The organism is Cryobacterium sp. Hb1 (genome assembly GCF_004403585.1).
Classification (GTDB): domain Bacteria; phylum Actinomycetota; class Actinomycetes; order Actinomycetales; family Microbacteriaceae; genus Cryobacterium; species Cryobacterium lyxosi.
Genome location: NZ_SOHI01000030.1, coordinates 99,314 through 121,244 on the forward strand (window position 1 = coordinate 99,314; position 21,931 = coordinate 121,244).

At 64.5% G+C, this 21,931-nt stretch carries 19 protein-coding genes; 10 read left to right on the forward strand and 9 right to left on the reverse strand.

Annotated elements, in window-relative coordinates; translation table 11 throughout:
• Nucleotides 1-53: 53 nt before the first annotated feature.
• Both E3T38_RS13410 and E3T38_RS13415 read left to right on the forward strand, forming a co-directional pair.
• Nucleotides 54-1,175 (forward strand): AI-2E family transporter, encoded by a 1,122-nt coding sequence (locus E3T38_RS13410; protein ID WP_134548648.1) that lies wholly within the window; start codon nucleotides 54-56, stop codon nucleotides 1,173-1,175.
• 70 nt (nucleotides 1,176-1,245) lie between these two features.
• Nucleotides 1,246-1,989 carry a hypothetical protein gene (locus E3T38_RS13415; protein WP_134548649.1) on the forward strand — a complete coding sequence of 248 codons (744 nt, stop codon included), beginning with the start codon at nucleotides 1,246-1,248 and terminating at the stop codon, nucleotides 1,987-1,989.
• A 39-nt stretch (nucleotides 1,990-2,028) separates the two neighbouring features.
• Here the strand turns inward: E3T38_RS13415 and E3T38_RS13420 are convergent, their stop codons facing one another.
• Nucleotides 2,029-2,361, reverse strand: a complete 333-nt coding sequence (locus E3T38_RS13420; protein ID WP_241984481.1) for an ATP-dependent DNA ligase — start codon at nucleotides 2,359-2,361, stop codon at nucleotides 2,029-2,031.
• Between the two features lie 205 nt (nucleotides 2,362-2,566).
• Here E3T38_RS13420 and rpsO point away from each other — a divergent pair, with 205 nt between their 5' ends.
• Both rpsO and E3T38_RS13430 read left to right on the forward strand, forming a co-directional pair.
• A complete protein-coding gene (rpsO, locus tag E3T38_RS13425) occupies nucleotides 2,567-2,836 on the forward strand; it encodes a 30S ribosomal protein S15 (RefSeq protein WP_092112143.1) in 270 nt (89 codons plus the stop codon).
• Between the two features lie 171 nt (nucleotides 2,837-3,007).
• On the forward strand, nucleotides 3,008-4,534 hold the full coding sequence (locus E3T38_RS13430; RefSeq protein WP_134548650.1) for an amino acid permease: 1,527 nt from the start codon (nucleotides 3,008-3,010) through the stop codon (nucleotides 4,532-4,534).
• A gap of 134 nt (nucleotides 4,535-4,668) precedes the next feature.
• Here the strand turns inward: E3T38_RS13430 and E3T38_RS13435 are convergent, their stop codons facing one another.
• Entirely contained in the window at nucleotides 4,669-6,402 is a 1,734-nt protein-coding gene (locus E3T38_RS13435; protein ID WP_166805521.1) for a glycoside hydrolase family 88 protein, read from the reverse strand.
• A 181-nt stretch (nucleotides 6,403-6,583) separates the two neighbouring features.
• Here E3T38_RS13435 and E3T38_RS13440 point away from each other — a divergent pair, with 181 nt between their 5' ends.
• The 3 genes from E3T38_RS13440 (at nucleotide 6,584) to E3T38_RS13450 (ending at nucleotide 10,278) form a co-directional block, all read left to right on the forward strand.
• Nucleotides 6,584-8,872: a polyribonucleotide nucleotidyltransferase gene (locus E3T38_RS13440; RefSeq protein WP_134548652.1), complete on the forward strand. Its 2,289-nt coding sequence runs from the start codon at nucleotides 6,584-6,586 to the stop codon at nucleotides 8,870-8,872.
• 155 nt (nucleotides 8,873-9,027) lie between these two features.
• Nucleotides 9,028-9,882, forward strand: a complete 855-nt coding sequence (locus E3T38_RS13445) for an SGNH/GDSL hydrolase family protein (protein ID WP_166805522.1) — start codon at nucleotides 9,028-9,030, stop codon at nucleotides 9,880-9,882.
• A gap of 60 nt (nucleotides 9,883-9,942) precedes the next feature.
• A complete protein-coding gene (locus E3T38_RS13450) occupies nucleotides 9,943-10,278 on the forward strand; it encodes a metalloregulator ArsR/SmtB family transcription factor (RefSeq protein WP_233193289.1) in 336 nt (111 codons plus the stop codon).
• A gap of 70 nt (nucleotides 10,279-10,348) precedes the next feature.
• Here the strand turns inward: E3T38_RS13450 and E3T38_RS13455 are convergent, their stop codons facing one another.
• The 7 genes from E3T38_RS13455 to E3T38_RS13485 form a co-directional block, all read right to left on the reverse strand.
• Complete coding sequence (locus E3T38_RS13455; RefSeq protein ID WP_134548654.1) at nucleotides 10,349-11,878, reverse strand: NADH-quinone oxidoreductase subunit C; 1,530 nt, start codon at nucleotides 11,876-11,878, stop codon at nucleotides 10,349-10,351.
• Nucleotides 11,878-13,326 (reverse strand): proton-conducting transporter membrane subunit, encoded by a 1,449-nt coding sequence (locus E3T38_RS13460; RefSeq protein WP_134548655.1) that lies wholly within the window; start codon nucleotides 13,324-13,326, stop codon nucleotides 11,878-11,880. Before E3T38_RS13460 ends, E3T38_RS13455 begins: the two co-directional genes overlap by 1 nt.
• Nucleotides 13,326-13,985, reverse strand: a complete 660-nt coding sequence (locus tag E3T38_RS13465) for a hypothetical protein (RefSeq protein ID WP_134548656.1) — start codon at nucleotides 13,983-13,985, stop codon at nucleotides 13,326-13,328. Before E3T38_RS13465 ends, E3T38_RS13460 begins: the two co-directional genes overlap by 1 nt.
• 9 nt (nucleotides 13,986-13,994) lie before the next feature.
• Entirely contained in the window at nucleotides 13,995-14,936 is a 942-nt protein-coding gene (locus E3T38_RS13470) for a respiratory chain complex I subunit 1 family protein (protein ID WP_134548657.1), read from the reverse strand.
• Nucleotides 14,933-16,945, reverse strand: coding sequence for a proton-conducting transporter membrane subunit (locus E3T38_RS13475; protein WP_134548658.1), 2,013 nt, complete (start codon nucleotides 16,943-16,945; stop codon nucleotides 14,933-14,935). The genes E3T38_RS13470 and E3T38_RS13475 overlap by 4 nt, the downstream gene beginning before the upstream one ends.
• Nucleotides 16,942-17,427, reverse strand: a complete 486-nt coding sequence (locus E3T38_RS13480) for an NADH-quinone oxidoreductase subunit B family protein (protein ID WP_134548659.1) — start codon at nucleotides 17,425-17,427, stop codon at nucleotides 16,942-16,944. The genes E3T38_RS13475 and E3T38_RS13480 overlap by 4 nt, the downstream gene beginning before the upstream one ends.
• A gap of 197 nt (nucleotides 17,428-17,624) precedes the next feature.
• A complete protein-coding gene (locus E3T38_RS13485; protein WP_134548729.1) occupies nucleotides 17,625-18,089 on the reverse strand; it encodes an Lrp/AsnC family transcriptional regulator in 465 nt (154 codons plus the stop codon).
• A gap of 131 nt (nucleotides 18,090-18,220) precedes the next feature.
• On the opposite strand from E3T38_RS13485, the gene pdhA reads away from it, so the two are divergent.
• The 3 genes from pdhA (at nucleotide 18,221) to E3T38_RS13500 (ending at nucleotide 21,815) form a co-directional block, all read left to right on the forward strand.
• A complete protein-coding gene (pdhA, locus tag E3T38_RS13490) occupies nucleotides 18,221-19,333 on the forward strand; it encodes a pyruvate dehydrogenase (acetyl-transferring) E1 component subunit alpha (protein ID WP_134548660.1) in 1,113 nt (370 codons plus the stop codon).
• A 98-nt stretch (nucleotides 19,334-19,431) separates the two neighbouring features.
• A complete protein-coding gene (locus tag E3T38_RS13495) occupies nucleotides 19,432-20,391 on the forward strand; it encodes an alpha-ketoacid dehydrogenase subunit beta (RefSeq protein ID WP_241984487.1) in 960 nt (319 codons plus the stop codon).
• The gene (locus E3T38_RS13500; protein ID WP_134548661.1) at nucleotides 20,388-21,815 is read left to right on the forward strand and encodes a dihydrolipoamide acetyltransferase family protein; all 1,428 of its coding nucleotides are present in this window, start codon (nucleotides 20,388-20,390) and stop codon (nucleotides 21,813-21,815) included. The genes E3T38_RS13495 and E3T38_RS13500 overlap by 4 nt, the downstream gene beginning before the upstream one ends.
• Nucleotides 21,816-21,931: the final 116 nt, after the last annotated feature.

Consider the following 21,931-nt stretch of genomic DNA (forward strand, 5'->3'; position numbering starts at 1 on the left):
CAGAGAGACCGGTTGATCGGGGTTTCTGCACGGCGGATGTCTAGGCTGGGTGCATGCGCGCACACGACGACCTCACCCCCCTGGTGCCTCGCACCCCGCTGACCGATCGGCTCGGCTGGCTCGGATTGCGCAGCGGCCAGATTTTGCTCGTCATCCTGCTGGCCTCGGTGATCATCTTCGGCCTGGTGCAACTCAAGCTCGTCGTCATCCCGGTGCTGATAGCGATCATCCTCGCCTCAGCGTTGAGCCCGGTGATCAACGGCCTGCGGAAGCGTGGCGTCGCCGCCATCCTGGCCACCTGGATCACCCTGCTCGGCGGCATCGTCGTGTTCGGCGGCATCATCACGCTCATCGTCCTCGCTGTACGCGACCAGTGGAACGAGCTGTTCTCCTCGGCCTCCCAGGGTATCGACCGCCTTCAGCAGTTCCTCATCGACGGGCCGATCCAGGTCGACGCAAAGCAGATCGACGACGCCCGCACGGCAATCGTCGATTTTCTCACCAGCAGCCAGTTCGGCACCGGAGCACTTGCCGGGGCATCCGCTGTCTTCGAACTGATCACCGGAACCGTGCTACTCATAGTCATATTGTTCTTCTTTCTCAAAGACGGCGGCCAGATCTGGAACTTCTTCCTGACGCCGTTCAAGGGCGAGCGCCTCGCCCGCGGACGCCGCATCGGCCACACCTCACTGCGGGTGCTCGGCGGTTACGTACGCGGCACGGCGATCGTCGCCGCGGTCGACGCCACGGCGATCGGCATCGGCCTTGCAATCTTGCAGGTGCCGCTCGCCCTCCCACTCTCGGTCATCGTTTTCCTCGGTGCGTTCATTCCGCTGATCGGTGCGACCGCGGCCGGCGTGCTCGCAGCCTTGGTCGCCCTCGTCGCGAGTGGACCGGGCGTCGCCCTCATCGTCATCATCATCGTGATCGCGGTCAACCAACTCGAGGGCAACTTTCTGCAGCCGGTCGTCATGGCGCAGTCGCTGAAGCTGCATCCGCTCGTCATCCTGGTCGGGCTGACCGCCGGAACCATCCTTGGCGGTATCGTCGGTGCCGTACTCTCGGTACCGATCGCGGCCGTCGCCTGGGCCATCGCCAAAGCCTGGAACACACCGGATGCGCCGCGTCCGACCGTCGCGGTGAGCCCGACGAAGCGTCGAGTTCGCAAGCGCTGAACCGATCTGCTCGTGCCACCGCTGGCCGGCGCCGCGTGCCTGTCGGTCGAACAGATTCGCGCGCTCGGAAATGGGGCCGTATCAACTTGACCTCGAATGGCTCACCTTCGACACGGCGGCAGGCCAGGACGGTGCCGAATTCGAAGCATTGATCCGCTTCGCCGCGACCGGTGAAAAGACGCCCATCGTCTCCACCGGGCACCCTCTGGCCGGCCCGCCCGACCCAGCAGCCCTCCTCGACCCGTCGGTCACGAGCGCCGCGTTCGACGCCGGCAGCTGGCAGAAGCTCGGCATTGACGAACGGGTAGCAGCGGATGTCGCCGCCCGCCTCGGCCATGCCGTCACCCGTTACGGCCAGTACCGTCTGTCGCAGACCGAAATCGATACGGCCGAGGAATCGCTCACCCTGGCCCTTGGCGTGGAGGTGTACCGGTCCACCTTAACCGTGCACACGGCGCCGATGGATGGAGCCGTCATGGTGATCAATGCCGATGCGGTGCGGCTCGAGGGGGACCACTTCGACCTGTGGTTGACCGGGGTTCACGTGGCTGCCGTCGACGGCCACTTCATGCGGGCCGGAACCATCCTTGGTTTGGCTACTGCACGTCTGACCGTACAGATCAGCCGGCGGGAAACACCACTTGATCGATACCTACGGGCAGAGCTACGTCGATATGGTCAACAACGTCACCATCGTCGAACACGGACATCCGTGCATTGCCGAGGCCGCACGCACCCAATGGTCGCTGCTGAACACCAACTCCCGTCTCCTCCTCGGTCGCCTACAGCCCCGCCAGCGCCGACCATTTTCTGAACGCTCTCGACGAGGTGCGCGGCGAGCTCACCGCGAGAGTTAGCGACGCGTCTTCGTGGAGGGGAGCGCGCTCGGCTCGGGTTCGGCGATGAAGACCAGGCCGCCGGCGCTATTGGCCGAAAGCATGAGCGCCTCGATCCAGTCACGATTGATAGACGGGGTTCGGCTGCCGAAATACCGGTAGTAGAGCGTGCTCGTCGGGTCGAGCCAGATGGCACTGCGGCCGGTGCCCTCACCGACAGAATCGGTCCAAGTGAAGACGAAACTTTCGCGTCGACGCAGCTTGGTGCTGATCACGATCTGCAAGTGCATCAGGGCACGATCATCGAAGGTGATTACGTTGCCCGGATTGCCGTAAAGCAATGTACCCAAACGTGCACCTCCTCGATTGTTCCACCACTGTAGCGGTAGCCGGGGTGAGGACAGACCGGTTCGTCGCCGCCAAATCCCGCCGGGTGAGCGCGTCGGCCGCCCACTCTGCTAAAATATGTAGGTTGCCGTTCAACGGCCGCGGATAAAGAGAGCTCAGGCATTTGGCCAAGGGCACCGCGCAGTGAGAGAAAGGGGATCCCACTTTATGGCACTCGAACCAGATGCTAAGAAGGCGATCATCGAAAAGTACGCTACCCACCCAGGCGACACCGGGTCCCCGGAAGTTCAGATTGCAATGCTCACGCAGCGCATTCTCGACCTCACGGAGCATTTGAAAGAGCACAAGCACGACCACCACTCACGTCGTGGCCTGCTTCTTATGGTTGGTCAGCGTCGCCGTCTGCTCGGTTACCTGTCGGACATCGACATCACTCGGTACCGCACACTGATCGGCAGCCTCGGCCTGCGTCGCTAATTTTTTTATAGCGAAGGCAGCGTTGATAACGCGAACTTCTTCACAACGGGCCGTCACCTTTTAGGTGGCGGCCCGTTGTGCGTACCGCGTCATCTCGGGGCAGGTACTGAACAGGTGAGAATCGGGTTGCTAGCATAGGGGGTTGGCAATAACGAACGGACACCACTACGCATGAGTCTCTGGCGCACCAAGAGTATTGAAGATTCGATAGCAGACTCGCTGGAGAAGGGCCACAGCCTTAAACGCACCCTGGGTACCTGGGACCTCATGATCATGGGTGTCGCCGTGGCTGTCGGTGCGGGAATCTTCTCGGTAGGGGCCAAGGCCGCTGGCAGTTATGCCGGACCGTCGGTCACGCTTGCTTTTCTGCTGGCCGCCGTCACCTGCGCCCTCGCCATCATGTGTTATGCCGAGTTCGCCTCCGCGGTGCCGGTCGCCGGCTCCGCCTACACTTTCACCTACGCCACCCTCGGCGAGCTGTTGGCCTGGATCATCGGCTGGGACCTCATCCTCGAGATGCTGACCGCTGCCGCCGTGATCGCCAAATACTGGGGCATCTACCTCAGCACAGTCTTCGACCTGGCCGGCTGGAACGTTCCCGCCACCATCAAGGTGCTTGGCCTGGACGTGAGCTGGGGCGCCTTCGTCATCGTGGCCATCTTCACCGCCCTGCTTGTGCTCGGCACTCAGCTCTCCGCCCGCGTGGCCAGCGTCTTCACGATCATCAAGGTCGCGATCGTCGTCTTCGTCATCATCGTCGGAGCCTTCTTCATCAGCCCGAAGAACTACACCCCGTTCATCCCCGCCGAGGTGCCCACTGAGGGCGGAGACGGTGACGTCTGGATGCAGTCGCTGTTCTCCTTCATGACCGGTGCCGCCCCCGCACAGTACGGCCTGTTCGGCCTACTCGCCGGCGCATCCCTGGTGTTCTTCGCGTTCATCGGTTTCGATGTCGTCGCTACGAGCGCCGAAGAGGTCAAGAATCCGCAGAAGACCCTGCCGAGAGGTATCTTCGCCGGACTGGCCATCGTCACGGTGCTCTATCTCGGCGTGAGCTTGGTACTGACCGGGATGGTGCCGTACACGGTGCTTGCCGACGACCCGAACGCGTCACTCGCCACCGCTTTCGTCGCTGTCGGCGCCGGCTGGGCTGCCCAGATCATTTCGATCGGAATCCTGGTCGGTCTCACGACGGTCATCATGGTGCTGCTGCTCGGCCTCTCCCGAGTGCTGTTCGCGATGAGTCGCGACGGCCTGCTGCCGCGCTGGCTGAGTGTCACGACCGAGAAGCGCCGCACTCCGGCACGGATCCAGATCATCTCCGGTGCCGCCGTCGCATTGCTTGCCGGCCTCACCGACGTCGGGGTGCTCGAAGAAATGATCAACATCGGCACCCTGTCGGCGTTCGTACTCGTCAGCATCGCCGTGGTTGTGCTGCGTAAGAAACGCCCCGACCTGCCGCGCGCTTTCAAGGTGCCGTTCTCCCCAGTGCTGCCGATTCTCTCGGCTGTGCTGTGCATCTGGCTGATGCTGAACCTCACGACCCTCACCTGGGTGCGCTTCGCGGTCTGGCTGGTCGTGGGCATCATCGTCTACTTTGCCTATGGACGCCGACACTCCATACTCGGCATCAAGCAGCGTGCCGCTGCCGCCGAAGCGGCCAGGGTCACTGCGGGCGAGGCGACACGCGTCGACTAACGATCATTGTTTGCCAGTTCCCCGCTCGAGCGCGAGTTGACCGAGCAGATCGGCGTTGACCGAGCAGATCGGCGTTGACCGGGTAGATCGGGGCAACGGTGCCGGAGAGATCCGGGCGATCACTGGAACCTCGGTTATCGGGTGGAGCCGGCCCAGAGGTCCTCGACCGACACGACGAGGGGCGAGGGAACGGCGTTGCTGCCGGAGTACAGCACCAGACCGATGGAACCAACCGATTGCAGGCCGGCCGTCGAGTCGCTCTTGCTGACCTGCCAGGTGCTGGGTTCGGCCGTGCCAACCTTCCATACCTTGGCTCGAATCGCCGTGGGCGAAACCCCAGTGACCTGCAATCGAAGTTGCAGTCGATTTCCGGGTGCGTAGGTGAGCCCCGGAACGATCAGATCCACCACGGTCGAATTCGTGCGCCGAATCTGGAGCTTGACGCTTCCGCTCGGCGCGACGACGATCCTGGCTCCGTAGGACGCGCTGCCGATACGCCGACCGATGACCGCGATGTAGGCCGACCCGGTAGTCGGTCGCACGAGGTTGAGGCTCGTGCGCACCTCGGTGTCCTGACTGGATACTCCATTCAGGTATGTACCCCGGGTGCTTCCCGGCGTCGTGGTCAGCTGCGCGACTCCGCGTGCCACGGAGAAGCCGGTGGCTGCGGTCCACGAACCTCCCAACTCGGCTGATCCCAGGGCGCCGGTGACGGTGCGACCGAAGGTGTCGGAGGCCAGGACGCCGCTCAGTCGGGCGACCTCGGACGCGGCCAACGTGAACGCACCAACGCAGTAGGCAATGGACGTTGTCGTGCTCGGTTTGGCCGGGGCCTCCCCAACGCCTTGGCAGTTTGACAGGAAGCCCGAACTTTTAAGCGAAATCGTGCTGAGTCCGGCCCAAGCGCGCGTGATGACCGGAAGGTAGGTCGCCGAGTCGAGCAGGCCGGTGCGGATGCCGTACGCCATCGCGTAGACGAAGAGCGCCGTAGCGCTGGTTTCGGGTGCTGGAAAGAGTGACGGGCTGAGCAGGCTGCTGCGCCACATCCCGTCAGATCCCTGGAGCTGGGCCAGCCGGGCGGCCATCGTCTGGAGCATGGTTTTGTACTCGGTGTACTGCGGGTCTGCCGGCGGCAATACCATCAGTGTGCGCGCCATCGCCCCGATCACCCAGCCGTTACCGCGCGCCCACATGACCTTGTGGCCGAGCGAGTCTCGCTGTCCGACGTACTTGCAATCCCGCCACCACAGCTGTTCGCTAACATCGAACAGCCCGTCGGCGGTGCAGCCAGGCCGCACCGGCGTCGTGCCGTCGTTCTTGAGAAAATTGTAGAACTGCGAATGCTTCGCTTGATAAGTGGACTTGCCGGTTCGGGTAGCCCAGCGCGGCCACAGGGGCAGGCCCATGAACATCGAGTCGATCCACCAGTAGCGATTGGGTGCGAGGCTGAGGTCCTCGGCCATGAACCCGTCGGATGGCGCAAGGTTTGCATTCACCCCGACATTCGCGGAGTCCTGCCAGACCTGGATGGCCGCACGGCTGTCAGGGTTCGATGTGGGGCTTGACGGTGCGTCGGCGGTCCAGTAATTTCGTGTGCCCCAGGACTGCAGCCACTGCCGGTAGGTCGGATCGTTAGTTTCCTGAACGAGGGCCTCTACCCCCATGAAATAGGGGGCCCATTTCCAGCCGGCGTCGGAGCTCGCTCCGCCATTGTGCGCATAGAAATAGTCGGTTGCTGACCGCGCGGCCTGCACGATCGTCGACCGAGATGGCAGTGCCGCAGGAGCGGCCTGAGCGGCCTGCGAGGTCTGCGCGGTCGGCAGAACAACGACGATAACTGTCAAGAGCAAGGCGAGGACGGTTTTCATGGTGTCAAAATACTCGCGGGCCGTCATTCTGGCAATGCCGACGCCGGTGGCTTCGAGTGGGTCTGTTACGCTGAACGGGGCCGATTTTAGTAATCGACTCGTCCAACTCGCCTGTCATACGGGCACGCGAGCCTTCGTCGCCAGAATGGCGAGAAGCATACTTAAAGGAGAAAACCCCCACATGGAGGGTCCAGAAATCACGTTCGCCGAAACCGTTATCGATAACGGCAAGTACGGCAAGCGCACCATCCGTTTTGAAACCGGGCGTCTCGCCCAGCAGGCGCAGGGCTCCGCCGCCGCGTACATCGACGAAGAGACGATGCTGCTCTCCGCCACGAGCGTCAGCAAGCAGCCGAAGGACAACTTCGACTTCTTCCCGCTGACCATTGACGTCGAAGAGCGCATGTACGCTGCCGGCCGCATTCCCGGCAGCTTCTTCCGTCGCGAAGGTCGCCCGTCGACCGACGCGATCCTCACCTGCCGCCTGATCGACCGGCCGCTGCGCCCGTCGTTCGTCGACGGTCTCCGCAACGAGATCCAGGTTGTCATCACCGTCCTGGCCATCGAGCCCGACGAACTCTACGACGTGCTCGCCATCAACGCGGCCTCGATGTCGACCCAGCTTGCCGGGCTTCCGTTCTCCGGACCGATCGGTGGCGTTCGCGTCGCCCTCATCCCCGACGAGAACGGTGGCGGCCAGTGGGTCGCCTTCCCGAAGCACTCGCAGCTGGACGACGCCGTATTCAGCATGGTCGTCGCCGGCCGCGTTGTCACGGATGCCGCCGGCACGCAGGACGTCGCGATCATGATGATCGAGGCCGAAGCCACCGATGCCGCCTGGAACCTGATCAAGGGTGGCGCCATTGCGCCGAACGAAGCCGTTGTGGCCCAGGGCATTGAGGCTTCCAAGCCCTTCATCAAGCAGCTCGTTTTCGCGCAGCAGCAGGTAGCCGACGCGGCCGCCAAGCCGACCGCCGACTTCGCCCTGTTCCCGCCGTACCAACCAGCCACCTACGACGCCGTCGCCGCGCTGTCCTACGACCAGCTGAAGTCGGTCTACACGATCGCCGACAAGGTCGAACGTCAGAACGCAGACGACGCGCTCAAGGCATCCGTCAAGACCGCCATCGCGGCCAAGGTCGACGCCGGTGAACTCGACGCGAGTGCCAACAACCAGGTCAACGCGGCATACAAGTCGGTCACCAAGCTCGTCGTGCGCTCCCGCGTTCTCGATGAGGGCATCCGTATCGACGGTCGCGGGCTGGCCGACATCCGTCCGCTCGACGCCGAGGTTGCGGTCATCCCGCGCGTTCACGGCTCGGCCATCTTCCAGCGCGGTGAAACCCAGATTCTGGGCGTCACCACCCTGAACATGCTCAAGCTCGAGCAGTCGATCGACTCGCTGAACCCGGTCACCAAAAAGCGCTATATGCACAACTACAACTTCCCGCCCTACTCGACCGGTGAAACCGGTCGCGTCGGAACGCCGAAGCGCCGCGAAATCGGTCACGGAGCGCTCGCTGAGCGCGCCCTGGTTCCCGTGCTGCCGACGCGTGAGGAGTTCCCGTACGCCATCCGTCAGGTCTCCGAGGCGCTCAGCTCCAACGGATCCACCTCGATGGGTTCCGTTTGCGCCTCCACCCTGTCGCTGCTGAACGCCGGCGTGCCGCTGCGCGCCCCGGTTGCCGGCATCGCCATGGGCCTGATCAGCGACACCGTCGACGGCCAGACCCGCTACGCGGCCCTCACCGACATCCTCGGCGCCGAAGACGCCCTCGGTGACATGGACTTCAAGGTGGCCGGCACGAGCGACTTCATCACCGCGATCCAGCTCGACACCAAGCTCGACGGCATCCCCGCTTCGGTCCTGGCTGGCGCGCTGACCCAGGCGAAAGACGCCCGCACCACGATCCTCTCCGTGCTCAACGCGGCGATCGACGCTCCGGACGAGATGGCGCCCACAGCGCCCCGCGTGATCAGCGTGCAGATCCCCGTCGATAAGATCGGCGAGCTGATCGGCCCGAAGGGCAAGACCATCAACTCGATCCAGGACACCACCGGTGCCGACATCTCGATCGAGGAAGACGGCACCGTGTACATCGGCGCCGTCGACGGACCGTCCGCCGAAGCCGCTCGCGCCCAGGTCAACGCCATCGCGAACCCGACCAACCCCGAGGTCGGTGAGCAGTTCCTCGGAACCGTCGTCAAGATTGCCGCGTTCGGTGCCTTCGTCTCGCTGCTTCCGGGCAAGGATGGTCTGCTGCACATCTCTGAGGTGCGTAAGCTTGCAGGTGGCAAGCGCGTCGAGAACGTAGAAGACGTGCTCGGCGTTGGCCAGAAGGTTCTCGTGGAAATCACGAAGATCGATGACCGTGGCAAGCTGTCGCTCGCTCCGGTACTCGACGAGGCTGCTGACACCGAAGGTCGCGCCGCGGCTTCCGACAGCGCAGACGCGTCGACCGAGGTCTAAGCTGCCCCAATAGATCTCCCGATCACCTCTCGCCAGGTCGGTCGGGTTGACGGAAGGCCCGCACTGCTTGCAGTGCGGGCCTTTTCGCGTCCGTTGCCCGAATGACAGCGGGTGCATGCCTTGTCGTGCCTGATCGCCGGGACTACGTTCGCGGCATGACACATACACGGTTAGTCGCAGGATTCCTGCCACGCATTGGCGCGGTCGCCCTGGTCACTTCTGCCCTACTGGCGGGCGCAGTAAGTGCTTCGGCGCTCGCGCAGAACGACACCGCTCGCTCAGGCCCGACTGCCGCATCCGCTGTCGGATACGTCGCCCTCGGCGACTCGTTCACTTCCGGCCAGGGTGCCCCGCCGTACGTTTTCGACGGTACTGCGTGTCTGCGCTCCAAACGGGCCAGTTACCCGATTTTCTCCGCCCTGGTCAGCTCCTACAAGCTGTCGTCAAACAACGCTTGTTCCGGTGCCGCTACCACGGATGTCCCCGGCCAGCTCCTCGGGGTCAGCGCCAGGACCGCGCTGGTCACATTGACCGTTGGCGGCATCGACGCCGGCTCCAACGTGGTCTTGGCTGCGTGCGCCCCCGACCCCGCCAGCCCGGTCTGTGCTGGCGCCATCAGCAATAGCGTGACTCAGCTGCGCCTTCTAACTCCCAAGCTCGTGGAGACTTACGCGCTCGTGGCGGCGACGTTGCCGCAGGCGAAGATCGCGGTTTTGAGCTATCCGCGGCAGTTCAAGCCGGGATTCTCCGCGCTGGGTGACGTACTCAATGGTGCAACCGACGCGCTGAACCTCGTTATCAAGGGCTCCGTCGGGGCCACGGGCACGGCCCGTATCCGCTTTGTCGATGCGTCGCAGGAATTCGCCGGGCACGGCATCGGGTCACGCGTGCCGTATTTTGCGTTCGACGCGCTGAACCCTTTTGCGCCGGCCAATTTTCACCCCAACGCGTTCGGTAATAGTCTCGGCTACGCGCGTGCCCTCGTCAACGATGGGCTGCTGCGCCGGTAGGCGCGACGCACTACCCGCTATCTAGTTGAAAGAATCATAAGGTAGCGATATACTCAGATCGTGCTGAGTTCTGGTCTAACCGTCGCCCAATTAAAGTCCGACTTATTCAAGTCGTTGGGACATCCGTTGCGCGTGCAGGTTCTGGAACAGCTCGTTGCCGGAGAACGCTCGGTGGGTAGTCTAGCCGAGACGCTCGGCTGCGAGCTATCCAACCTGTCGCAGCAGCTCGGCGTTTTACGTCGTGCCGGCGTGGTCGCAACGCGCCGCGAGGGAAACTCCATCTTCTATGCCCTGAAAGATGCGAGTGCGATTGAGTTGCTGGCCGCGGCCAAGCGCATGGTGCTGGCCAACCTGGCGGACTCGCACGCTCTGCTCCGCCACCTCGAAACGGAATAGTCCTCGAAACGGAATAGTGCTCGAACCGGAATAGTGTTCGACCACGGCTGGTCAGGTGCTGTCAGCGTGTCTACAGGTCGTTTCCGGCGTAAGAGAGGTTGAAACTCTTGTTCGCGAGCGGAAAATCGGGAACGATCGTCTCCGACAGGGCGTGCGGCACGGCGGGCCAGTTCAGAAATGACGGGTCGACGATCTTCACCCGGCTGAGTGTGCCGTCGGCGGCGAGTTCGACTCGGTGCGTCGTCGTACCCCGCCAGGCTTCGACGAGGGCAAGGCCCGTACCGGTCGAGGTGGGGTTCACGCTGAGCGCGGTACCGGTGTGACCCCGCAGACGCAGCAGTAGGTCGAGCACGACGGCGGTCGAGACCTCGAGTTCGCGCGCGCGCACGGTGTACCGGGCCAGTACGTCGCCGCCCTCTTCGGTGACGACGTGAAAGACTTCGCCGAGGTTGACGAACGGATGCTCCAAGCGCGCATCCGAAGCGATGCCCGACGCGCGAGCGACGTAGCCGAGCGTTCCAATCGTGAGGGCCTGTGCCCGGGACAACCGGGCTGTTCCGGTGAAGCGACCACGCACGATGGCATGACCGAGAGTGATGCCGACCAGTTCGGCCACGGCCGCGCTCACTCGGGCGAGCTCGGCGGCAGCGGGGAGAGCGGTCACGCGCGTGCCGCCGACGCTGAGAGCACCGCGCAGCAGACGATGCCCCGTGACCGACTTGTTGATGCGCATCAGTTGCTCACGCAGGCCCTGCGCGTGCGCGTCGATGATGCCGAAGCCCACGTCGTTGGCGAGCGAGCCGAGGTCGGTCACATGGTTGTAGAGGCGTTCGAGCTCCAGTAGCAGGGCACGCAGTAGCCGGTCCGGCTCGGAGACCTCGATACCGCCTGCCTGCTCGACGGCCATGACAAAAGCGAGGGAGTGGCCGATGGCAGTGTCACCGCTGATCTGTTCGGCCAAAAGCACGCCCTCGGCCGCGGTCTTGCCCTCGAACACTTTCTCGACACCGCGATGCAGGTACCACTGGCGGGCTTCCATGCGCACGATGGTCTCACCCACGACGGAGAACCGAAAGTGACCGGGCTCGATGATGCCGGCGTGGATCGGGCCGACCGCGATTTCGTAGACGCCGGGCCCTTCCACCGGCACGAATGGAAACGACTCAACGTCGGGCTCGAACCCCGGCACGACGGCATTGGCGCGCAGCATCGGGTACCAGCCGCGCGGCCAGTGGCCGTGGCGCACCAGACGGTGTGGCTGCGGGTGGTTACGGGGAACGATACCGTACAGGTCGCGTATTTCGCGTTCGAAGTTACCTGCTGAGAGGGATATTTCGGCGAGGCTGGGAATCCAGGCGTCGTTTTGCGGCACACTGACCGAGAGGTCTGCGCGCAGCGACGGCGTGACTCCGACGAAGGAATACACGATGCGAAAGTCGTCATCGTCCTCGTGGCAAGCGACGAGGGCCAGCCGGCTACCAGCATCCAGCAGCGCGCTGGCAGCGCTCGGCAGTTGGGAACGGTCCAGGTATCGCAGTTCAGTTCCACCAGCAGCCAGGTTATCGGCGGCCAGGTCTTGGGGCGTTCGCTCATCACGCATCAGTTGCTACCTCCTAGAACGGCTGTGGCCTGCAGCAGAAGAGTGCCGACCGGTTCGGCGACGAACGCGACCGTCGCCGTCGTCGCCAGGGCCAAAATGATCGGCAGGCGTGGACCGTGGGCCGAGTAGTCGGGGGCGAATCCAACGCCCTCCGCGGGAGGGCCAAGAGTCATCTGAACGGTCAAACGGGTAAACGCGGCGAAGATCACGAGTAACAGCACCAGGGCCGCTCCGATGACGCCCCCGAGGCCCACCGACCAGCCAGCCATGATGATGCCGACCTCGGAGAAGAAGATGCTGAACGGCGGAAAACCGACGATGGCTGCCATGGCGATAAGCCACGGCACGGCGAGGCCGGGCCGTCGCACCAACAAGGCGCGCACGTCCGCGATAACCGGGGTGCCCTCGACCTTGAGGATGCGCCCGGAGATCACGAACAGAGTCGCCTTGATCAGGCCGTGGCCCAGAACGTACAACAGCACCGAGGGGAGCGCGGCTGGACCGATAGCGACCCCGATGGCCATGAGACCCATGTGTTCGATGCTGGAATAGGCGAGCATCCGCTTATAGTCGCGTTGGCGAATGAGCAGCGAAGCGGCTACGAGGAGCGAGAGCAGGCCGCCGATGCTGAGCATGGTGCGCAGAAATTCCGGACCGATCACGAGGTTGGTGATGGACTGGATGCGCAGGATGGCGTAGAGCGCGACCGAGAGCAGTACGCCGGACATGAGGCCGGAGACCGGAGCCGGGGCCTGGCTGTGTGCATCCGGCAGCCAGCTGTGCATCGGAGCGAGGCCGGCCTTGGTCGCGAAACCCAGCACCGCGAGAGCGCCGCCGGCGGTGATGAGCGCCGGGTCGAGGCCGAGGTTTGACTGGCTGAGCAGCAGCCAGGACAGCGTGGGGGTGTCGGTACCGACGGACGCGGCGTAGATGAAGCCGATGCCCAACAGTGCGATGGCCACGCCGACCGAACCGAGGATGACGTACTTCCAGGCCGCCTCGAGGGAGCGACCGGTTCGGTGGTGACCCACGAGGAAGGCGGTGGCGATGGTGGTCGCCTCGACGGCGGCCCACATCAGGCCGATGCTGTCGGCGAGAACTGCGAGGGACATAGCCGCCAAGAACAGGGCGATGAGGGCCTCGTAGCTGGCAGCAACTTTCGTGCGGCTCGATGCGGCGCTGCTGAGCCCGCCCCAGGTTGAAATGAGGCCAACGGCTCCGACGACGCTGATCATGTAGGCCGAGAGGGCGTCGGCGCGCAGCATGCCGCCGCCGGTTTCGGGCACGGCACCGTTCAGCACGGCGCTAACCAGCACCAGGCCGGCAATCAGGACAGCGCTCGACGCGGCGACGCCGACGAAACGGCGGAGCGCGAAGGTGCCCGGCAGCAGGCTGAGCCCGGCAAGGGCGAGCGGGCCGACCAAGGGAATCCACAGTATTAAGGACATCAATCGTGCAACTCCCTGAGCTGATCGACGGCCGTGCCGCCGAACTTGGTGCGCATGCGGCCCGCGAATACATGCAAAATAAGCACCACCAGCAAAACGTCGAGGGAGAACGCGAATTCGAGCAGAATCGGCACCCCGCCGCTGGTGAGAAACGTAATCGTGGCGATGCCGTTGTCGAGCAGCAGAAAACCGATGAGCTGCGATCGGGCACGTCGCCGGCTGATCAGCAGCAGAAATCCGATGAGCACCATGGCGAGGCCGATCGGGGCGGCATGACCGGTGCTGCTGCCGCCGAGACCGAAGACACGACTGACGACGACATAGCTGAGGATGGTCAACAGGGTGACCGTCAAGAGGGCAGCGGTCGGGTTGAGCCGGGGCGATTCCTGAATTTGCTTTATTGATGCCTTGGATTGGTAGGCGAGCACCCAGGGAAGGCCGATGCCCTTGACCGAGAGGATGAGGAGCGACACGAGCACCAGCTCAGACTCGCCCTCGGCGATCCCGATGACCGCCACGAGAGCGGCGAGAGCGATGCCTTGCAGGGCGAGAAGTCGAATCGATGCGAGCAAGGAGTGTCGCCAGACCATGAGTGCGCTCGTCAGCAGCAGTGCCCCGGCGCACAGGCCGATCAGTTGGGGGTAAATGTTCTCAAACACGGATGCTCCTCAGGCGACCAGGTAGGAGGCGGTGACGGCGAGGAAAGCGAGGGCGAACGAGCCGGCGAGCAGCTCCGGCACCTGGAACAGACGCACCTTGGCCAGGAAGATCTCGCCGACACTCAGCACTACACCGAGTGCGAGTACCTTCACGGTGATGCTCACGACACCGACAGCCAAGCCGAGAGCGCTGAAATCGGTCAGGACGCCCCACGGCACGGCCAGGTTGCTGACGAGGCCGAGCAGGGCGGCCAGCTTCAGCCAGGAGCCGACTTCGAGCCAGGCCAGGTCGCGCCCGCTCGCTTCCAGGATCATCGCCTCGTGCAGCATGGTCACCTCGAGGTGGGTGCCCGGATTGTCAATGGGGAGTCGGGCGGTCTCGGCCATGATGGCGATTGACAGGGCGACGAGGGCCAGCAGGCTGACCGGCGAGATGATCACCTCGGGGGAGAGCAGCCGGGTTTCAACGATGACCGACAGGGTACTGGTTCCGGCCGGGATCGAAAATGCGTAGATGGAAAGCAGCAAAGTTGGCTCAACGAGCGCCGCGACTGTCATGTGCCGACTGGAGCCCATGCCGCCGAAGGCTGTTCCACCGTCCAGGCCGACGAGCGCGAGAGCCACGACACCGATCAGCATGACGGAAACAATGACGAACAGGTCGCTGGGAACCAGAGCGAAGGGAATGGTGCCCACCAGCGGCAGCAGCACGCACAGCAGCAGGCTGGACACGACCAGGGCGACCGGGCCTGCCCTCAGCATCCAACTGCTGTCGGTGGCTCGCACCGGGTTCTTTGCCAGCAGTTTGCGCACGTCGCGCCACGGCTGCCAGATTCCGACTCCGGCTCGGCCTTCGATCGTGGCCCGCACCTGGCGGATCACCCCGATCAACACAGGGGCGAGGAAGATGAACAGGACGACCTGTACGAAGGCGATGATGATGGCGTTCATAGCGAGACCACGATCAGCACGATCAGAAGAGCAACGAAAGAATAGGACAGGTAGCGGTGGATGCTGCCGTTGGCGATGTGGCGCACGACGATTCCGTAGCGCTGGAACAGGTTGAGTACCGGTCGATACAGCCGGGTTTCAAAAACATCCGATACTCGTTGTTCCACCCGGACCCGTTCCACCAAATATCGAGACTCGGCCACGTGGGTGACCTGCACGTCGCGCGACGGTTTGAGCACGTCGTCGAAGACTCGCACGAGCGGCTCGGCGTAGGAGGTCGCGGTGTACTGCATGCGCGGCCTCGCTCGAGAGCCGCCGCCGCCCCAGGGCAGTTCGACCGTGCGATGTGGATACCGACGGGCCGACACGATGATCGAGACGATCACCGGAATGGCCACCAGGACCGAGAGCACGACCAGCATGATCGGGTCGAGCACCGCCCCGATACCCGGCAGCGAGACTCCGCCGAGACCGACGGACTGCACGGCGGCGCTCGGGTTCGCACTGACGGTGTGCGCTACGAGCGCGGCAATCGGGCCGGGGAGAAGCCCCAGGGCAAGCACGAAGAGGGCGCCAAGGACGAGGGAGAGTTGCATGAGCGGCGGCACCTCGTGGGCATCCGCTGCTTCAGCGCTGCGCGGTCGGGCCAGGAAGGCGATGCCGTAGGCCTTGACGAAGGTGAGCAGGGCGAGGCCGGCGGTGAGGGCAATCACAGCGACAGCGAGGGGCATGGCAACGGATGCCGCGACCGAGACGACCGCTCCGTCAAGGCGACCGCCGTGAATGAGCGACTGCAGCAGCATCCACTCGGCGACGAAGCCGCTCGTGATTGGGATCGCAGCAGCGCCGAGACTGGCGATGCCGAACGCGGCGGCAGTGACGGGCATGCGGGCGCCAAGCCCGCCGAGCCGGTCGAGGTTGCGTTCGCCGGTGGCATGGATGATGGCGCCGGCGCCGAGGAACAACGTCGATTTGAACGCGGCGTGGCTGACGGCGAGGAGCAGGGCGGCCACAAGCGCGGCATCCGCTGCCGCTGTGGCGTCGTACCCGCGCAGCAGCATGCTCGCGCCGAGTGCGAGAAAGACCAGACCCATGTTTTCCGTGGTCGAGTAGGCCAGCAGTACTTTGAGATCGCTTGACACGGAGGCCTGCAAAATGCCATAAAGAGCGGATGCGCCGCCGACCACCATGATCGCGATGCCCCACCAGGCAGGGCCGTCGGGCAGGAGTCGCACAGAGACCAGCAGGCCGCCGTAAACGCCGATCTTGACCATGGCACCGCTCATCGCGGCCGAAACGTGGCTGGGCGCTTCGGGGAGCACCCGGGGTACCCATACGTGCAGCGGCACCAGTTCGGCCTTGCCGCCGAAGCCGAGCAGAAGCAGCACGAAGGCTACGTTCGCGGGCACGGGTTCGATCGCCTGCAGATTGGTGAAGCTCGTTCCGCCCGACGCGGCGGCGAGCACGGCGAAACCGGCGAGGATGAAGAAAAAGCTCAGCTGCGACATCGCCGAATACCAGATACCGGCCGAAGCGACCGTTGCCCGGCTGGCATGGTCGGCCAGCAATAGCATTGTGGAGCCGAGGGTCATGATCTCCAAGGCCAGCAGAAACGAGACCGAATCCGTCGCGGCGGGCACCAGCTGCATGCCCACGAGGAACATCGGCATGGCGACCCACGCTGTGCGGCTCGCGTCGGGTCCATGGGTGGAACTCATCGAGTAGAGCGATACGAGAATGCCCACACCCGAGACGATGAGCATGAACAGGCCGCCGAGACGATCGGGGGCCAGTAACAGCGGGTCTATCGGCAGGGCAATCGTAATGCGCAGGCCGCCGGTGGCGCCCAGCATGGCCCCGAGGCCGGTCAGAAAGCCGGTCACCGCGATGAGGGTGCAGAGCACGCCGACCGCCCGCGACCGCAGAGACGGTGCTGCCGTCAGGGCGGTCAGCACGGCCAGCGCGCCGAGGCCGAGTTGCAGGAACAATCCTGCACCGATGCCGCTCATCGGCCGGTCATTCGTCGCAAGGCTCGCACAATATCGGTCGGCTCTGGCGGGCTGCCCGGCACCTCGATATCCACATGCACGAAATCGGAAACGGGCCCGATGATGCCGTATCCGTCGCGGAAGGCGCCGCCGTGCAGGGCGCAGTCACCGACCGCGATCACAAACCGGGGCGTGGGGGTGGCCTCGATGGTGCGCAGCAGAGGCTGGGCCATATTTCGAGTCACGCTGCCGACGATGAGCAGCACGTCGGCGTGCCGCGGTGAGGGAACCAAGCGCACGCCGTAGCGTTCCACGTCGTAAACGGGGCCGAACGCGGCGGCCACCTCGAGCGCACAATCGTTGCAGCCACCGGCATTGATGAAACGCACCTGCACACTGCCGCCAAAGGCTTCAGCCCCGGCAAACAGTGGCGGGGCAGGCGGTGCTGGTTCGGCAATGCGTGCGCCGTGCCGAATGAGAGTGGCCAATCGCAGGAAACTCATCCGAGTCTCCGATGTGCATGCATGTTCACGAAACTGGTGCCTTCTCTGGGGAACGCGAAGTCGAAGGGGGAAGGGCAGGCGACGGATTCTACGGTGCGTCTGGTTGCGTGCAAGACTACCAACGCAGTTAACTTCATTACTTCTTTATATAACTATATGAAGAATTTAGCAAATAGATTGCGGCGGGTGAGCACTGGCTACCCCCGGCGGTCGAGCAACGGTGTCAGGCGATACGAGATAACCTCCCCCATCGCGAGCGATGTTTCCGTGCGCTCCACGCCGTCGCAGGCGAGGATCGTTCCGTCGATGCGAAACAGGTCGGCGGCATCCGTGCAGACCACCCGCACGAGGAGGTCGGCCGGTCCGCTCATGCCGTGAGCCTGCACGATTTCAGGGATCAGCGCAAGGTCGATCACGATCTGCGCAAGCCGCTTCTGCTGCACGTGCACCTCGATGAACGCGGTCAGCGGGTAGCCGAGGGCGGCAGGATTGATACGGCGATCGAAGCCGAGAAAGGCGCCAGAGTCTTCCAAGCGCTTCATGCGTGCCTGCACGGTATTGCGGGAGAGCCCGAGCGTGTCGGCGAGCGCAACAAAGGTACTGCGCGGGTCGGCGGAGAGCGCTTGGAGGAGCTTGGTGTCGGTCTTGTCAAGGCTGTACATAGTGCAAGACATTAACACGGTCTGGCGAGCCTGAATAGGGCACTCTGCACACTATTTTTGACAGTGGTTGTGCTCTCTGTCGGGTCGACATAGGCTCACCTCAACTTTAGCAATGACGCTCGGAGCGCCCCATGATTGATTTCTCACCCCAGCTCGTGCAGCTTCTCGCGATTGACGGCGAGCGAAAACCCCGCGGTGACTTCGACCCGTGGGTTGAAGACCTCGATGGAACGGCCCTTCTAGCGCTGTATCGGGACATGGTTGTGGTGCGCCGCATCGACACCGAGGCAACCGCCCTTCAACGCCAGGGCGAACTCGGCCTGTGGCCTCCGCTGCTCGGCCAGGAAGCCGCCCAGGTCGGCTCGGCCCGCGCCCTGCGCAGCGACGATTTTATCTTTCCCAGCTACCGAGAGAACGCTGTCGCCTACTGCCGTGGCGTGAACCTCACCGACATCGTCAAGGTCTGGCGCGGCAACGCCCAGTCCGGCTGGGACCCGTACGCGGTCAACATGGCTACACCAGCCATCATTATCGGCGCGCAGACCTTACACGCCACCGGCTGGGCGCTCGGTGCCCAGCGCGACGACGTCGATTCCGTCGCCATCACCTACTTCGGCGATGGTGCCACGAGCCAGGGCGACGTGAACGAGGCCATGGTCTTCGCGGCGAGCTTCCAGGCCCCGGTGGTCTTCTTCTGCCAGAACAACCAGTGGGCTATTTCCGAGCCGGTCGGGGTGCAGGCGCACCGCAATATCGCCGATCGTGCGCCGGGTTTCGGCATCCCCAGCCTGCGTATCGATGGAAACGATGTGATCGCAGTCATGGCAGCAACCCGCATGGCCCTCGACCGGGCCCGCACCGGCGGCGGCCCCACCTTCATCGAAGCGGTCACCTACCGCATGGGACCACACACCACAGCGGATGACCCCACCCGCTACCGAGACCCGGCGGAATTGGCCGAGTGGAAGACGCGCGACCCCGTGCTGCGTCTGCACCGGCTGCTGCAGAGCCTCGGTCAAATCACGCCCGAGGTCGAGGCGACCACTGCGGCGCTGGCCGATGCCGCAGCCGCCGAACTTCGTGCGGGCTGCATCGGCATGCCCGACCCCGAACCGCTGAGCGTGTTCGATCACGTCTACGCCACCCCCAACGCCACCCTCGAGCGCCAGCGCACCGACTACGACGGCTACCTCAGAAGCTTCGCAACGGAACACGATAGTGCCGAACAGAACCGAAAGGCCTGACGACCATGACCACCCTGATGACCCCGGCAATCGTGTCGACGGTTCCCGGCCTCAATGCGCCGCAACCCACCCCGCTCAGCGAGACCAAGACCCTCACCATGGGCAAGGCCATCAACGAGGGCCTGCGCCAAGCCATGCTCGATGACCCCAAGGTAGTGCTGCTCGGCGAGGATATCGGAGCCCTCGGCGGAGTCTTTCGGGTGACCAGCGACCTGCTCGCCCAGTTCGGGGCTCGCCGGGTCATCGACACCCCACTCGCCGAATCCGCGATCATCGGCACCGCCGTTGGCCTGGCCTATCGCGGCTACCGTCCCGTCTGTGAGATTCAGTTCGACGGCTTCATCTTTCCCGGCTTCGACCAGATCGTCAGCCAGGTGGCCAAATTCCATTACCGCACCCAGGGCGCCGTGCGCATGCCGATCACAATCCGGGTGCCGTTCGGCGGCGGAATCGGAGCGGCCGAACACCACTCCGAATCGCCGGAGGCGTACTTCACCCACACCTCAGGCCTGCGAGTGATCGCCGTTTCCAACGCCCAGGATGCCTACAGTCTTATTCGGCAGGCCATCGCGAGCGACGACCCGGTGCTCTACTTCGAGCCCAAGCGCCGCTACCACGTGAAGGGCGCGGTCGTGCCAGAGCTCGGGCTTCCGATGGAGCAGGCCGTCATCGTGCGCCCCGGAACGGATGTCACACTCCTCACCTACGGGGCGCTCGTAGCGACCGCACGGGACGCGGCGCTCGCCGCCGCCGACGAGGGCGTGTCGATCGAGGTCATCGACCTGCGCTCACTGTCACCGGTGGATTATGCGGTGGTGGAGGCATCCGTTCGTAAAACCGGGCGGCTCGTCGTGACGCACGAGGCGGCCCAGTCGGGCGGACTCGGCGGCGAGATCATCGCGAGCATCACCGAACGCTGCTTCAGCTATTTGGAATCCGCGCCGGTGCGCGTCACCGGCTTCGACGTGCCATACCCGCCGGCCAAGCTGGAAAACCACCACCTGCCCGATCTCGACCGCATTCTCGACGGTGTCGACCGGGTCATGGGGCGACGATGATCAAGGTCTTCAAGCTGCCCGACCTCGGTGAAGGGCTCACCGAATCAGAGATCGTTGCCTGGCTCGTGGCGCCGGGCGATGAGGTCACGCTCAACCAGCACATCGCCGACGTTGAAACGGCCAAAGCCGTGGTTGAACTGCCCAGCCCGTTCGCCGGAGTCGTGCGCGAGCTGCACCAACCGGCCGGGGTAGTCGTGCACGTCGGCGAACCCATCGTCACTTTCCAGATCGGCGCCGCCGATGAGCCCACAGATTCGTCGCCAAAACCGGATGCCCCGGCTCCGGCTCCGTCTGCGGCTGGGGCTGCGTCTCCGGCCGAGCAGCGCGAGGCCAATCTGGTCGGCTACGGCCCCGCCATCGAGCGCGGCGGACACCCCCGGCGTCGCGCCCGCACGGGGGCCGGTGCGTCGGTACCCGCAGCACTCGCCGAACCGCCCACCGCGGCACCCGCGGCAGCAGCGACCGCAGCACCCACTGCGGCACCCGTCGAACCGCCCACCGCGGCGTCCGCTGAGGAAAGACCGCGCTCGACGCCGCCGGTGCGCGCCCTGGCCCGTGACCTCGGGATTGACCTCACTATGGTCACTGGCACCGGAAAGGACGGCCTGATCACGCGTGATGACATTCACGCCCGTGTCACCGAGGTAATGCCGACCCCCGACCTGCATGGGGCCGTGTCACCCAGTGCGACGGCTGCCCGGCCGGCCACGAGCGGTGACCACCTGGACGAGACCCGTTCGCCGATCAAGAGCCTGCGCAAACTCATGGCGGCCGCCATGGTGCAGAGCGCGTTCACCGCGCCACACGTAACCGAGTTTCTCACCATCGACGTCACCCCGACTGTCGAACTGCTCGCTTCGCTGCGCGCCGACCGGCAGTTCGCCAACGCGGGCATCGGTATTCTCGCTGCGGTGGCCAAGGCGCTCTGCCTGGCCGTGGGCCGCACGCCGTCGGTGAACACGCGGTGGGATGAGCCCGCCGGAGAGATCGTGCAGTTCCACCACGTGAACCTCGGCGTCGCTGCCGCAACCCCGCGCGGACTCCTCGTGCCGAACATCGTCGACGCTGATCGGCTCGACCTGCGCGGCCTCGCTGCGGCGCTCGCCGAGCTCACGATGTCAGCCCGGGCCGGCACCACCACCCCGGCGGCGCTTGCCGGCGGCACGATCACCATCACCAATATCGGAGTGTTCGGTATCGACGCCGGCACCCCTATCCTCAACCCGGGGGAGGCGGCGATCCTCGCGATAGGCGCCATCCGCTCGCGGCCGTGGGACTATCGCGGCCAGGTCGCCCTGCGCCAGGTGCTCACGCTCAGCGTGTCGTTCGACCACCGACTGGTCGACGGCGAGCAGGGTTCGCGCTTTCTGGCCGACATCGGCACCATCCTCGCCGACCCGGCCCGGGTACTGACCATGATCTAGCCCAGCCCTTCCACTCTCCTCACCATTACGGCCCGCCACCCGGCCAGCACCAGTCGCTTCAGTCCGTCGCTGGCGCATAACTCCTGCAATCTGTACGACCGACAAAAAAGTTCCGC

Bases quoted from the DNA above. Each gene is read 5' to 3' on its own strand.
- E3T38_RS13410 (WP_134548648.1), top strand. From the start codon at position 54: ATGCGCGCACACGACGACCTCACCCCCCTGGTGCCTCGCACCCCGCTG.
- E3T38_RS13415 (WP_134548649.1), top strand. From the start codon at position 1,246: ATGGGGCCGTATCAACTTGACCTCGAATGGCTCACCTTCGACACGGCG.
- rpsO (WP_092112143.1), top strand. From the start codon at position 2,567: ATGGCACTCGAACCAGATGCTAAGAAGGCGATCATCGAAAAGTACGCT.
- E3T38_RS13430 (WP_134548650.1), top strand. From the start codon at position 3,008: ATGAGTCTCTGGCGCACCAAGAGTATTGAAGATTCGATAGCAGACTCG.
- E3T38_RS13435 (WP_166805521.1), bottom strand. From the start codon at position 6,402: ATGAAAACCGTCCTCGCCTTGCTCTTGACAGTTATCGTCGTTGTTCTG.
- E3T38_RS13440 (WP_134548652.1), top strand. From the start codon at position 6,584: ATGGAGGGTCCAGAAATCACGTTCGCCGAAACCGTTATCGATAACGGC.
- E3T38_RS13445 (WP_166805522.1), top strand. From the start codon at position 9,028: ATGACACATACACGGTTAGTCGCAGGATTCCTGCCACGCATTGGCGCG.
- E3T38_RS13455 (WP_134548654.1), bottom strand. From the start codon at position 11,878: ATGCGTGATGAGCGAACGCCCCAAGACCTGGCCGCCGATAACCTGGCT.
- E3T38_RS13460 (WP_134548655.1), bottom strand. From the start codon at position 13,326: ATGTCCTTAATACTGTGGATTCCCTTGGTCGGCCCGCTCGCCCTTGCC.
- E3T38_RS13470 (WP_134548657.1), bottom strand. From the start codon at position 14,936: ATGAACGCCATCATCATCGCCTTCGTACAGGTCGTCCTGTTCATCTTC.
- E3T38_RS13475 (WP_134548658.1), bottom strand. From the start codon at position 16,945: ATGAGCGGCATCGGTGCAGGATTGTTCCTGCAACTCGGCCTCGGCGCG.
- E3T38_RS13480 (WP_134548659.1), bottom strand. From the start codon at position 17,427: ATGAGTTTCCTGCGATTGGCCACTCTCATTCGGCACGGCGCACGCATT.
- E3T38_RS13485 (WP_134548729.1), bottom strand. From the start codon at position 18,089: ATGTACAGCCTTGACAAGACCGACACCAAGCTCCTCCAAGCGCTCTCC.
- pdhA (WP_134548660.1), top strand. From the start codon at position 18,221: ATGATTGATTTCTCACCCCAGCTCGTGCAGCTTCTCGCGATTGACGGC.
- E3T38_RS13495 (WP_241984487.1), top strand. From the start codon at position 19,432: ATGGGCAAGGCCATCAACGAGGGCCTGCGCCAAGCCATGCTCGATGAC.
- E3T38_RS13500 (WP_134548661.1), top strand. From the start codon at position 20,388: ATGATCAAGGTCTTCAAGCTGCCCGACCTCGGTGAAGGGCTCACCGAA.